The sequence below is a fragment of the Sphingomonas sp. URJC2 genome, from assembly GCF_059803575.1.
The window spans coordinates 23026-35929 of sequence record NZ_JAPFGX010000026.1 but is presented as its reverse complement, the minus strand read 5'-3'; the positions used below and the strand labels follow the sequence as shown (position 1 = coordinate 35929).

The window sequence follows — 12904 nt, the reverse complement described above, 5'->3', positions numbered from 1 at the left end:
CGCCGGTGCCGGGCGGGGCGCGGCGGGCCGGGCGCCGGGGCGCGCATCGCCGGTGTGGAACGACGCGGCCTGACCGGCCAGCGCTTCGACCTCGGCGGTCAGGTTGCGCGCGGCGGCGGAGGTTTCCTCGACCATTGCCGCATTTTGCTGGGTCGCCTGATCCATGGCGAGGATCGCGGCATTGATCTCGGTGATCGCCGACGCCTGTGAGCGGTTGTCGGCGGCGATTTCGCCGAGCAGGTTGAACACCGTCGACACATCGGTCGAAATGTTCTGGAGCGCGCCATCGACCCGTTCCACCGCATGCACGGCGGTGCCGATTTCCGACTGGGTGACGGTCAGCTGGTCGCGCGCGCGCTTCGCCTCTTCCTCGGCGCGCATCGCGAGTGCGGAGACGAGATCGGCGACGACGGCGAAGCCGCGCCCCGCCTCGCCGGCCCGGCCCGCTTCGACGGCCGCGTTCATCGCCAGAACGCGGGTCTGGAACGCGATCTTGTCGAGGCCTTCGATCACGCTGTCGATGCCCTTGGCGCTGTCCGACACGCGGGTCATCGCCTGCACTGCCTCATCGGCGACCGAGCGACCATCGCCGACCGTCGCCAGCGTCTGGTCGGCGCGTTCGACGGTGCGCCCGGCGGCGTCTGCCGTCGCCTTCAGCCGCTGGTCCATCTGGGCGATGGCGGCCGAGGTTTCCTCAAGGCTCGCGGCATTGGCTTCGGTGCGGCGGGCAAGGCTTTCCGATGCCTTGCTGATTTCGGCGGATTCGCCGCGGATGGCGTTGATGCTTTCCGACAGCGCGGTGACCAGCTGGTGCAGGCTCGCCAGGGCGTCGTTGAAGTCGGTGCGCAGCTGCGCATAGCCTTCGGGAAATGCCTGTTCGATCGCCCGCGTCAGGTCGCCATCGCGCAGCGACGCAAGGCTGGTGCCCAGCTCGACCAGGATCGTGCGCTGCGTTTCCGCCTCGCGGGCACGCTGGGCTGCGGCGGCCTGTTCCGCCTGTTCGCGCAGCGCATTTTCCTGGTTGATCTTGTCGAACATCTCGACAAGCCGCGCGCTCGTCCACACCAGCACCCCGGTTTCGACGAGCAGGATCACCGCATGCAGCAGCACGCGCCCGATATTGCCGCCGCCGGTGAACACCCAGTCGGGCGCGGCCATGCCGAGCACCAGATGATGGACGGCAACCACCAGCGTCGCGCCGATGATCGCGCGCCAGTCGCACAGGATCGTGACCGTGGCGAGCACGGCAAAGAACAGCATGTGCAGATCGGTCTGCCAGGCATAGCCTTCGAACACGAACAGCAGCAGCGCGGGATAGACGGGCACGCTCAGCCCCAGCGCCAGCCGCGTCTGATCGTCGGTCCTGCCGCCCAGCGCCGCCATCACCGGATAGACGGCCAGCGCGACCGCCAGCAGCGCCCCAACGAGCTTGGTTCCGCCGACGAACAGCGCCGAGCCGAGCGTGGCGACGGCCAGCCCGGCGCACAGCGCGGCGAGCACCTGCACGCCGACCAGCCGGATCCCTTGCAGCGAAAGACTGTTCATGCCCACATCACGTCCTTGTTGCGCCGCGCCCCCTATGTCGGGTGCGGCGTTGATCCGGCGCGCTCGCACCGGGCGAGATGCATCCATTTTAGACGATTTTTTGCGTCAAGCGGGGCTGACGGCATCACTTCTGTGCATCATCCATGGCGGCAAGCCCGTGCGGGCGGCTTGCCCGTGCCCCGGCGGTCATGCGAGCGTCGCGGCGATAGGGGCCACAGGACGTTACGGGCCGCAGGAGGCGCATTATGCCGGTTGCCGCGATTGCCGTGCTGATGATCGCCGCTCCGGGTGCGGATCTGATCAGCATGTCGCCCGACCGGCCGCTCGCGGCGCTGGTCGAGGGGCAGCCGGTTGCGCTCGGCCTGCGCACCGGGTCGATCGACCGCATCACCCTCAACGCCGCGACGGTCGCCTGGCTGGGGCTGAAGCCGGCCGGGCTGATGGGCAAGGTGTCGCTCAAGATCGGCCGCACGCGCATCATGGACGGGCGCAACCGGCCGGTCAGCTATGCGGTCGGCGGGCGCACGGCCAAAGGGCGGGTGATCTGGTTCGACGGGCTTGATGGCCAGCATGACGGCACGATCGGCCCGTTCGCCTTTCCGCAGGCGCGGATCGAGGTGATGCTGGGCGGGGCCGGCGGGCGCAGCCATGCGTTCGCGCTGGCCGGGGCGATCGACACCGCCGGCTATACGCCGGTCGCGCGCGGCGGCGGGGCTGGGAGCGGAGACGGGCGCGCGGAGGGGAGTTGGGGCTTCGGTCTGTCGTTCGGGGTCGAGCATGATTATCGCCTGCCGCTCGCCTCGGCCGCGACCGGGGCGGCGCTGCTGGCCGAGCTGGGCGGCACGGTGACCGACGAGGTGTGGGACGAGGAGATATTGCTGGGCGTCACCCGGCCGGTCCGCCGCGTCGTGCTCGCCCGGCCGCTCGAGATCGGGCCGTTCCGGCTGCGCGAAATCGCCGTCCGGGTGCGCGACCGGCGCGACGCGATGGGCGCGGGCGCGGCGCTGCCCGAACCGCCGGGGCCGGACGACGATCCCGCCGAGATCGTCGTCACCGCCGACCGGCCGGGCAAGATGCGGCCGGTCTACACGCTCGAAATCGCGCGGCCGGTGCTTGCCGCCTGCCGGTCGATCACCTTCGACAAGGCGGCACGCCAGATCCTGCTCGACTGTCCGCCCGCACCCTAGAGCATTTTCAAGCCGGGTAGACTTACCCGGCGACTTGGAAACCGCACTAACCGGCGGCCCGGTTCCGCGCGCCTTTGCGCGCCTTGGCGTCGAGGATCAGCCCCGGCACCGCCAGCCCGGCGATCAGCAGCAGCACGACCAGCCCGACGATGACATTCATCGCCGTGCGGCCGAGCGGGAACAGGAAGTTCCATTTGTGCGCGAGGCTGAACGCCAGCCGCTCGGGCTTTTGCCAGTCGGCCACCCGGTCGGCGAGCGCGCCCGTCGCGGTGTCGATGAACAGCGTCGCATTGACCGGCGCGCCATAATCGACCCGCCACACCGGCAGGCGCTTGTTGCGGAAATCATAATCGGGGCCGAAACGGGTGATCAGCGTCATGCCGGTGATCGCACTATCGGGCGCGCCGCTGAACCGCCCGGCGATCATCCGCGCCAGCGCCCGGTCGCCCTCCGGCCAGACCCGGCCCGAGGCGGCATCGATATAGAGCGCCGGGCCGGTCGGCTGCACCCCGTCAAAGCGCGCGGCGCGCAGCTCGGCCGGGGTGCGGGGAATGGCGGGCGCGGCGGCCTGTTGGTGCCGGCCGTGATCATGGCCGTCCGCGCTGCCGCCGCCGCCCGGCCGGGCAAGGCCAAGCCGGTAAAGCGCCCGCCCGCCCGGCCCTTCGACCAGCGACAGCTGCTCGACCGCGCGGCCCGCAGTCAGCGCCCGCCACTCCGCCTCGACCGGGAAGCGGCTGCCGGCCAGTTGCACCGGCGGGGCCAGCCGCATCTGGCTGGCCGGCGGGGCGATGGCCCCGGTCAGCAAATGCCAGATGCCGCTGGTGGTGAACAGGAACAGCGGCAGGGCAAGCCCCCAGGCCATCAGCCGGTGCCAGCCGCGCGCGCCCGGCGGACGCTTGCCGCGCCGGACGGTCGCCAGCATCGCCATGCCGGTCACCGCCAGCACCGCCAGCCCGCCGACCAGCACGGTGATCACCGCCACGCGCACCACCGACAGGCCGGCGGGCACCCAGTCCCAGTTGTGGAGCAGCCGGAACACCGCCTGCAGCGCCGTCTTGGTGCGGTTGTTGACCGCCGCCAGGCTTGACGTTTCGGTATGGACATAGGCGGTCAGCCGGTCGTCCCCGGCAAAGCGGATGCGCCACACCGGCAGCAGCCGGTTCACCCACGGATAATCGCCGTCAAACCCGGTCTGGAGCGTGATCTCCGCCACCGGGCGGCGTTCGGCCAGGAAATGCCGGGCGATGAAGATCGCCTGCGCGCGGTCATGGCCCGGCAGTTCCGCGCCGGTGCGCGGATCGAAATAGCGCCGGGGCGCTGCCGGCGCAGGCGTCACCTGCCACAGCGTGCCGGTGGGGCCGGCAACGGTGCGCACCACCGCCGCCCGGTCGATCCCGGCGGCGGCAAGCGTTTCCGCCACCGGGCGCGCGCCGTGCAGATCGAGCGGCGCGCGCGGCGGCATGAACACCGCCTGTTGCGGGCCGCCCAGCACCATCGCGATATGGGCAAGGGCCGACAGCCCCCAGATGAACAGGCTGATCGCGCCGGCGCGGGCGAGCCAGCGATGGTTGGACGCCGCGAACCGGGCGATCCTGTGCTTGAGGGCCATGGCCTTGCTCTCCCCGATCAGAAGCGCGCGGTCACGCCGCCGAAAAACGCCCGGCCCTGACCCGGCGTATAGGCGGCGGCGCGCTCGCGCTGCTGGTTGGCGGTGGTGGCGATGTTGGAAATGTGGACGACGTCGAACAGATTCTCGACCGATCCGAACAGCCGCAGCCGGGGCGCGATATCGACCCCGGCGGTCAGCCCGACCAGCTCGTAACCGGGCGCGCGCTCGGTATTGGCATAGTCGGTCCAGGGCGAATCGACGATCCAGCGCAGATTGGCCGACACATAGAAACGGTCGCGCGCGTCGAAGCGGATTTCGCTCACCACCACATGGCGCGGCACCCCGGCCAGCTGGTTGCGGCCATAAACGGGATCGTCGACGAAGCGGAAATCGTTGAACGTGTAGGCGGTGCTCAGCCGCAGCGACTGGCCGCGCGCCGCCAGCCAGTCGCGGGCGACGAACAGGTCGATCCCGGCCTCCAGCCCCTGATGGATGGTGCGGCTGCCATTGGTGGTCACCGACGATGCGCCATTGTTGATCGCGGTGTCGAGAAACTCGTTCTCGACCTCGGCGCGGTAGAGCGCGACGTCCCACGCGATCACCCCGCGCTGGCCGCGGCTGCCGATTTCAAACGTCGTCGCCCGCTGCGGCGCGAGCGGTGCGAACGGAAACGCCCCGCCCGCGGTCAGATCGGCAAGGCTTGGCGGTTCAAAGCTGCGGCTGATATTGCCGAACAGCTGCGCGCCGCCGCCCAGATCGGCGATCAGGCCGATGCGCGGGTTGAACTGGTCATAAACGCCCCGGCCGCTGACCGCGTTCAGCTCGGCCGTCACATCGCGCACCGCGCGCGCATATTGGCCGCCCGCGATCAGGTTCAGGCCGCGCATCACCGCCAGATCAAGCTCGGCAAAGCCGACCAGCAGCGATGAATCCTGATCCGACTGGTTGCGCAGCGCGCCGCGCCGGCCGCTGTCATTGGCCCAGGTGCGCGCGGCATTATCGGCGCTGGCCAGCCAGCCGCCGACGCTCCAGCGGCTGTCGAGCCCGCCCGACAGGCTGAATGTGCCGCCCAGCCGCGCCGAGGCCCCGAATTCGGTTTCCTTCTGGTCGATGATGCCCGCCAGCCGGGTGATCGCATGGTCGAGCACGCGCCGCGCCGCCCAGCCGCCCAGTTCCAGCCGGGTGCCGCCCAGATCGATCGCGGTCAGGTTGGACAGGCGCAGCACCGACAGGTTGCGGTCCCAGTCATCGGCGACGGGGCCGGGATCGAGCACGCGCACCGGCCCGCCGGGGAAGAACGGCCCGATCTGCACCGGCCGCCCGGCGGCGCGCGGATTGGCGAGCGCATCGGCGAGGCGCAGCGATCCCGCCAGCTCGAACCGGTCGCGTAGCGCGGTCAGGTAGAAGCGGGTTTCGACGGCATCGCTTGCCCGCCAGCCCAGATTGGCATGGCCATAGACGCTGCGCACGCTGCTGTGGACGCGGTAGCCATCGGTGCTCAGCCCGGTCAGGCCGACGAAATAATCGGCATCGCCCTTGGTCCCTGCCGCCGACACATTGCCGCGCAGCGTGTCGAAGCTGCCGCCCTCGACGCGCATCGACAGCGGCGCGCGCGCCGTCCGCCCGGTCGGGCTGACGATGTTGATCGCCCCGCCCAGCGATGCCGCGCCATAGCGCAGGCCATTGGCGCCTTTGAACACCTCCAGATAGCGGATGGTGAGCGGATCGACCTCCTGAAACTCGGTGCTGCCGCTTGCCCGGCTGATCGGCACGCCGTCGCGCAGCACGGTCAGCCCGCGCCGTTCAAAGCCCGAGTTCAGCCCCGAACCGCGGATCGACAGCCGGCTTTCGCGCGGCGCGCTGGTGTCGGCGAACACGCCGGGCGTGAGGACCAGCGTGTCGCCGATGCTCTGCGCGAAATCATCGGCGAACACCTCATCTTCGACAAAGCCGATCGCGCCGGGCACGCGTTCCAGCGCGCGGCGCGCCTGATCGGGGGAGGGGGCGGTGGGTGTGCCAATGCGGGTGGCGGTCACGACGATCACGTCCTGCCGCTGGCCGATGCCCTGGGCGAAGGCGGTGGTGGCGGGCAGCAGCGCGGTGCCGGCAAGCGCGGCAGCGAGAATCCGGGTGCGGGTCATCAATCGAAATCCTGGCAATCACGGTCTGAACAGGCGCGCAGGCGGCGACGGCGATGCCGGGGGCATTGGCGGTCGCGGCGCATGGCGCACGGCGCGGCCGGGCACACCTCGGGGCGCGCGGGCTGGCCGTTAAACGGTGCGGATCAGACGGTGAGCGGCGGGCCGCGCAGCGGCGGGCGCAGGCCCGGCCCGTGGCGGCGGAGCAAAGGCGCTGCCGGCCGTAGCCCCAGCGCCATCACATAAGCGAGCGCGACCGCCAGCAACAGCGCATCGGCCCCGGCGGTCGCCGCCATCGCGAGGCTGGCGAACAGACAGCCCGATTTTGCCTTCATGTCGCCCTGCGCCGCCGGATCACCGGCATCGCCCTTCATCGGCAGGGCGATTCGCACGGGGCCGGGATCATTCGCCCCGTCCCAGCACAGTTCGATCATGAACGCCTGGCCGGCGCGCGCGGGCATGAACCCGGTCGGGATCAGCGCCTTGACGGCAAGCGCCGCCGCGATCGCAAGGATCGCCAGGGCCTTGTGGCCGAAAATCAAGGCGCGCAGCCGGGTCATGCGCGGCGCGCCCTAGCCGGTGTTGCCGGCTTTGTCACCTCCGGTGCGTGGGTGTGGTTTTGATTTGGCTTTGCTTTGTCACGGCACCGACCCGCGCCGTCAGGCGCGCAAAGAACCCCCGCTCAGCGATAGCGCCAGCTGGTCAGATCGGCCCCCGGCGGCGCGGTCTGGCGGATGCGCTCGAGGATCTTGTCGACATACATGCTGTTGTAGCGCAGCCGCGACACGGCGTTGGGCAGCTTGGCATCGCCATTCCAGCAATGCTCGGCGCGGTCGCCATACAGCACCTCACCGCGATAGGGCGGATCGGCGCGGTTGAGCACTTGCTCGAGTGTATAGACCGCGTTGTTCAGATAATAATTGTCCATGTCGCCGACATAGACATGCAGCTTGCCCTGAAGATCGGGGGCCAGCTTGGCCCAGTCGCGCGCCAGAATATGGGTCAGGTCGTAATTGTCGCGCCAGTGGCGGGCGACATCGGGGTCGATCGCGCCGCTCAGCTTGTCGACCAGCGGGCGCGGATAGCCGTCCGCGCCCATTGGCGAGAACACCGCTTCCCAGATATCCCATTGCCCGCCCGAACGGGTTTTGTCGCCCAGCACATATTCGAGCCGGTTCTCGTCCTCGGCCATGTAATCGACATGGCCGAGATAATTGCGCTTGGCCGGCTTGGCGACGCGGCCGAACGGCCCTTCGCGCCAATAGGCGTTGCGCTCCTCATAGATGTTGGTGACCATGTAATGGCGGAAATCGACCGGGTCGGGGCAGCCGATGAACGCGCCGTTATAGTCGCGCGGGTAGAAGATCTGCGCCGCCATGGCCGACCAGCCGCCGGTCGACCCGCCATAGAGAAACCGCGCCCAGCCCTGGCCGATGCCGCGAAACTTCGCCTCCAGCGCGGGCAGGAATTCATGGGTGATGGCATCGCCATAAGGGCCGAGATTGGCCGAGTTCACCGCATAGCTGTCGTCGTAAAACGGGTTGGAATGGTCGATCTCGACGATCAGCATGCGCGGAAAGTCGGGCGAGATCCATTTCTTGTAGAAATCATAGGCTTCCTGCTGCTCGATGCGGTTGTAGCAGGGCTCGCCGAACCGGGCATTGGGCACGCACGGCGCGTCGGCATCGGGCGGGGTGGTGCGGAAACCGCCGAAATCGGCCGGGAAATGGCCATGGAAGATGGCGAGCGGAAAGCGCGCTTCGGGATGCTTGTCGAAATCGCGCGGCACCAGCACATGGCCGGTGATGTAGGTGTCGCGCCCCCAGAAGCGGGTGAGGCTGGGGCTTTTGAACCGGAAATGGCGGATGAACGGCGTGTCCTTGGGCGGCGCGACCGGCGGGAGCACCCGGTCGAGCGCGATGTCGATCTGGCCGGGGCGGGCGGGATCGAACCGCACGCGCTTGGGCGTGCTCACGATATTGCCCGGTTCCTCGCGCCAATTCTGCCCGGCCCCGCGCGCGGCGGGCAGCAGCACCGTGCGGCCATCGCCGCGTTTGAAGCGGTCATAGACATGAAGGACGGCCTGCACATGATAATCGCCGGCCGGCACGGCGGCGAGGCTGCGCGCCGGATAGCCGGGCAGGTCCGCCGTCAGGGTGACGGTGCCGCCGCGTGCGACGCCGCTCACGTTCATGCCGATCACCTGCGGCGCATCATGGCCGGGCGCGACCTGAAAACGCGGCTCCGGCGTGTCGCGCGGCGACAGGATCAGGATCAGCCGCCCGTCATAACGCGCCTGGGGTGCAGTGGCGGGGATCGTGACGCGGAACGTCTCGGCCGCAGCCGGCACCGCCAGCGCGGCGAGCGCCGCCGCCCCCATGAACCGGATTGCGCGCATCATCCCCTCTCCCCCTCACTGTCTATCGCCGCGATCCTAAGGCGGCAATGTCCGCACGCAAGGGCCGTGCGGAGGAGCGGCGAGGCGCGCGGGGCTATGATCGCAGCGCCGCCCCGGCTAGGCTTGGCGCATCGGCAGAACAGCGGGAGGCGGATGATGCGGCGATGGCCGGGCGTGGTGGCGGCGATGCTGTGCGGCGGCATGGCGGCGGGATCTCTCGCCGGCGCGCAGGATATGCCGCCGCCGGGCGTGTTCGAGGCCGGGGCGCCGCTTGGCGTGACGGTCGACGGGCGGCACCAGCCAATGTCGGCCAATGTGCGCGTGTTCGGCGCGATCGTGAGCGCGGAAAGCTGCATTTATGACCGCAGCCGCCGGCTGATCATGGTGGTCAGCCGGGGTGCCGCCCAGACCGAGGCCCCCAATGACGGCTTTGTCTCGCTGCTCAATCCCGATGGCTCGGTGCACACTGCCAAATGGATCGGGGCCAGCCGTGCCGGGCTGGTGCTCAACCAGCCGTTCGGCAGCGACATTCAGGGCGGGCGGCTCTATCTGGCCGACAGCGATGGCGGCACCGCCGATGGCGCGCCGCGCGTGTCGGTGATCCGCGTGTTCGATGTCGCCAGCGGCGCGCCGGTGCGCGCCATCCGCGTGCCGGATTCGCCCTGGTTCAACGACATCGCGGTCGCCGCCGACGGCACCATCTACGCCACCCAGACCGGCAGCCCCGACGGGCGGGTGCCGATGCGCGTCTACAGGATCGATCCCGATGGCAGTGCGCGCGTGCTGGTCGACGGCGCGCCGCTGTCGCTGCCCAACGGCATCGCGCTTGATCCGGCCGGCAACATCGTCGTCGTCAATCTCGGCAATCGCGATGTGATGACGTTCAGCCCGTCGGGCACGCTGCTCGCCACCGAACAGGCCGCCCAGTCGGGCAATGACGGGCTGGTGATCTTGCCCGATGGCACCCGCTATATCAGCAGCGTGCGCGAAGGCGGTATCCAGCGGATGCGCCCGGGCCGTCCGGCCGAACTGATCGCGCGGAACATCCCCAGCGCGGCGTCGATGTGCCACGATCCCGACCGCAACCAGCTGATCGTGCCGATGAACCCCAATAACGCGGTCGCGATCGTCAGGCTTTAGCGCATTTTTCAAGCCGGGCTGAAACACCCGGCGACCCGGAAAATGCGGTAAATCAAAGGTCCAGAGCGGCTTGGCGGGGAATCCGTCCCGGCGCTTCCCCGTCACACCATCCAGTCCCGTCATCCTGTTCCGCCATCGTGCGGGCAGCCGCTGGCCCGCGCAGGCGGTGCGGGCATAACCATAAGATATCGTGACAAATCATATTGATGATCGCGCGGGCTGACGTGGTTGCCGCGTGAGCCTAGGGGGTTTTACTGAGCATCAGTTAAGTTACTGAATTTGCTTTGTCATAAATAAAATATCTGAAGTCGATAAGCTAGACTTCTCGCTCTCTATAATGCGTCGATAAAACCATAATCACGCTAGGACGAGAGATGAGAAACATTGCCTTTGCCCTGCTCGCGTCGTCGGTTCTGGCGACGCCTGTGCTTGCCGGCGAACCTGTCGACCAGCCTGGCGATGCGTCGGCTGACGCGCCCGCCGATACCTCGGCCGATGCGCAGGCGGCCCCCGCGCAGGAAGTGTTTTCGACCGGCGTCGCGCGTGGCCGCGACCGGCTGGACAGCGCGACCTCGACCAGCGTGTTCAAATCGAGCGAGTTCCTGAAGCTCGGGCCGCGTCCGTTCGCCGATGTGATCCGCGCGATCCCCGGCCTGCGCGTCGAATCCGCAGTGGGCGAAGGCAATGCCAATTACACGGTGCGCGGCCTGCCGCTGGCGTCGGGCGGGGCCAAATATCTGCAGCTTCAGGAAGACGGGCTGCCGGTGCTGGAGTTTGGCGACTTTTTCAACTTCGCCGCCGATGTGTTCATCCGCGCCGATTTCAATGTCGCCCAGATCGAATCGATCCGGGGCGGCTCCAGCTCCACCTTTTCGTCCAACTCGCCGGGCGGTCTGATCAACCTGATGTCGAAGACCGGTGAGACCGGCGGCGGCGCGGTGCAGCTGACCAGCGGGATCGATTATGGCGAGCGCCGGATCGATTTCGACTATGGCGAGCAGCTGGGCGGCGGCTGGCGCTTTCATATCGGCGGCTTTTACCGCCAGGGCGAAGGGCCGCGCGACATCGGCTATACCGGCTATAAGGGCGGCCAGATCCGGCTGAACGTCACCAAGCAGTTCGACACCGGCTATATCCGCCTGCACGCCAAATATCTGCAGGACCGTTCGCCGACCTTTGCGCCCTATCCGATCCAGATCACCGGCACCAACGACAATCCGACGATCCGTAATTTTCCCGGCTTCGACATTCGCAGCGACGCCACGCTGTCGCCGTTCATCGGCGATGTCGTGACGCTCGACGGGCAGAACCAGCTGCGCCGGTTCTCGGCGCAAACCGGCATGGCCCCGGTCAGCAAGTCCATCGGGCTGGAGGCGCAGTTCGATGTTGCCGGCTTCACCGTCAGCAACAAGGCGCGCTATTCTGCGAACTCGGGGGACTTCCTGCGCGTGTTCCCGTCATCGGTGAACACGGTGAACGGCCTGGCCGCGCAGCTGGGCGGTGCCGGGGCGACCGCGCGCTATGCCAGCGGCCCGCTCGCCGGCCAGCCGATCGCCGCCGGATCGCCGATCAACGGCAATGGCCTGCTGATGCTGTCGTTCATGGCGCAGACCCGGGCGCGGTCGCTCGACTATTTCGTCAACGATCTGCGCGCGTCGCGGGTGTGGAACATGGGTGGCGGCGCGCTGACCGTGACCGGCGGCCTTTATGCGGCCGAACAGGAGCTCTTCTCCCAGTGGCTGCATTCCTCGATCGTGACCGACGTGGCCGGCAATGGCCGCACCGCGATGGTCGACATCACCAGCGCCGGCGGCGTCGCCCAGACCCAGGGGGGCTATTTCTCGTTCGCGCGCGGCAACAGCAGCCGCTTCCGGCGTGTTTTCGATGTCGATTACAGCATTCTCGCGCCCTATGGCTCGGTCAACTACCATGTCGGCAAGCTCGCGATCGGTGGCAGCCTGCGTTACGATCGCGGGCAGGTGCGCGGCTCGCTGGTCGGGGCCGATCTGGGCGGCGGCCGGGTCGGGCTGACCAGTTTCGACGTCAATGGCGACGGCGCGATTTCCGTGCCCGAAACCCGGGTGGGGTTCCTGCAGTTCGACCGGCCGGCGCCCGTCGATTATGATTACGGCTTTCTCAGCTATTCGGCCGGGGTCAATTACCGCGTGTCCGAGCCGCTGGCGCTGTTCGCCCGCTACAGCCGCGGCGGGCGCGCCAATGCCGACAAGATCCTGTTCACCGCAGCCGTCGCCGAAGACGGCAGCGTGCCGAGCAAGGCCGACCGGGTCGACGAGGTCCGCCAGCTCGAAGGCGGGTTCAAGTTCCGGCGCACCAACATGACCCTGAACGCCACGGCGTTTCTCGCCTATGCCGATGACCATAATGTCCTCAACGGTTCGGCGAACGCGACCTTCCGCACCTATCGCGCTTATGGTCTGGAGCTGGAAGGCAGCTTCCGCCACGGGCCGTTCAGCATCGCCGGCGGCGCGACCTACACGACCGCCAAGATCACCGAGGACAAATTCGACGCCAGCCTGACCGGCAAGGAGCCGCGTCGCCAGCCCGCCTGGACGATCACGCTGATGCCGCAGCTGGAGTTCGACCGGGTGAATGTCGGCGCGAACATCGTCACCATCACCAGCAGCTATGCGCAGGACGAGAATATCCTGCGCATCCCCGGCTTCACGACGGTCAACGCCTTTGCGCTGTTCAAGCCGGTGGCGCGCGTGCAGCTGATGGTCAACGCCAGCAACCTGTTCAATCAGGCGGGCTTTTTCGACATCAACCAGAGCCAGCTGCCCGCCAACGGCATTGGCTGGGGCCGGTCGATCAACGGGCGGACGGTGTCGGCCTCGCTGCGCTACGATTTCTGATCCGGCAGCGGGGC

The 12904-nt window shown here is 68.4% G+C and carries 8 protein-coding genes; 3 read left to right on the top strand and 5 right to left on the bottom strand.

Annotated features, from left to right (window positions below; translation table 11 throughout):
• On the bottom strand, window positions 1–1545 hold a 1545-nt coding region (locus OPU66_RS10490; protein ID WP_498553586.1), incomplete at its 3' end, for a methyl-accepting chemotaxis protein.
• Window positions 1546–1790: 245 nt separating this feature from the next.
• Between OPU66_RS10490 and OPU66_RS10485 the strand changes: the two genes are divergently transcribed.
• A complete protein-coding gene (locus OPU66_RS10485) occupies window positions 1791–2732 on the top strand; it encodes a hypothetical protein (protein WP_498553585.1) in 942 nt (313 codons plus the stop codon).
• A 46-nt stretch (window positions 2733–2778) separates the two neighbouring features.
• On the opposite strand, the gene OPU66_RS10480 is transcribed toward OPU66_RS10485, so the two are convergent.
• The 4 genes from OPU66_RS10480 to OPU66_RS10465 all read right to left on the bottom strand — a co-directional run bounded on the left by OPU66_RS10480 (window position 2779) and on the right by OPU66_RS10465 (window position 8880).
• Window positions 2779–4341: a hypothetical protein gene (locus OPU66_RS10480; RefSeq protein WP_498553584.1), complete on the bottom strand. Its 1563-nt coding sequence runs from the start codon at window positions 4339–4341 to the stop codon at window positions 2779–2781.
• Window positions 4342–4358: 17 nt separating this feature from the next.
• Window positions 4359–6482: a TonB-dependent receptor family protein gene (locus OPU66_RS10475; protein WP_498553582.1), complete on the bottom strand. Its 2124-nt coding sequence runs from the start codon at window positions 6480–6482 to the stop codon at window positions 4359–4361.
• A 143-nt stretch (window positions 6483–6625) separates the two neighbouring features.
• A complete protein-coding gene (locus OPU66_RS10470; protein WP_498553581.1) occupies window positions 6626–7039 on the bottom strand; it encodes a hypothetical protein in 414 nt (137 codons plus the stop codon).
• A gap of 122 nt (window positions 7040–7161) precedes the next feature.
• Entirely contained in the window at window positions 7162–8880 is a 1719-nt protein-coding gene (locus tag OPU66_RS10465) for a hypothetical protein (RefSeq protein WP_498553580.1), read from the bottom strand.
• Window positions 8881–9030: 150 nt separating this feature from the next.
• Here OPU66_RS10465 and OPU66_RS10460 point away from each other — a divergent pair, with 150 nt between their 5' ends.
• Together OPU66_RS10460 and OPU66_RS10455 are read left to right on the top strand one after the other, a co-directional pair.
• Window positions 9031–10017, top strand: coding sequence for an SMP-30/gluconolactonase/LRE family protein (locus OPU66_RS10460; protein ID WP_498553579.1), 987 nt, complete (start codon window positions 9031–9033; stop codon window positions 10015–10017).
• Between the two features lie 374 nt (window positions 10018–10391).
• Window positions 10392–12890, top strand: a complete 2499-nt coding sequence (locus tag OPU66_RS10455) for a TonB-dependent receptor domain-containing protein (RefSeq protein ID WP_498553578.1) — start codon at window positions 10392–10394, stop codon at window positions 12888–12890.
• Window positions 12891–12904 lie beyond the last annotated feature (14 nt).

What these genes read in the sequence shown, in the direction of transcription:
- OPU66_RS10465 (WP_498553580.1), bottom strand. Translation starts at nt 8,880, where the DNA reads ATGATGCGCGCAATCCGGTTCATGGGGGCGGCGGCGCTCGCCGCGCTG.
- OPU66_RS10475 (WP_498553582.1), bottom strand. Translation starts at nt 6,482, where the DNA reads ATGACCCGCACCCGGATTCTCGCTGCCGCGCTTGCCGGCACCGCGCTG.
- OPU66_RS10460 (WP_498553579.1), top strand. Translation starts at nt 9,031, where the DNA reads ATGATGCGGCGATGGCCGGGCGTGGTGGCGGCGATGCTGTGCGGCGGC.
- OPU66_RS10485 (WP_498553585.1), top strand. Translation starts at nt 1,791, where the DNA reads ATGCCGGTTGCCGCGATTGCCGTGCTGATGATCGCCGCTCCGGGTGCG.
- OPU66_RS10480 (WP_498553584.1), bottom strand. Translation starts at nt 4,341, where the DNA reads ATGGCCCTCAAGCACAGGATCGCCCGGTTCGCGGCGTCCAACCATCGC.
- OPU66_RS10470 (WP_498553581.1), bottom strand. Translation starts at nt 7,039, where the DNA reads ATGACCCGGCTGCGCGCCTTGATTTTCGGCCACAAGGCCCTGGCGATC.
- OPU66_RS10455 (WP_498553578.1), top strand. Translation starts at nt 10,392, where the DNA reads ATGAGAAACATTGCCTTTGCCCTGCTCGCGTCGTCGGTTCTGGCGACG.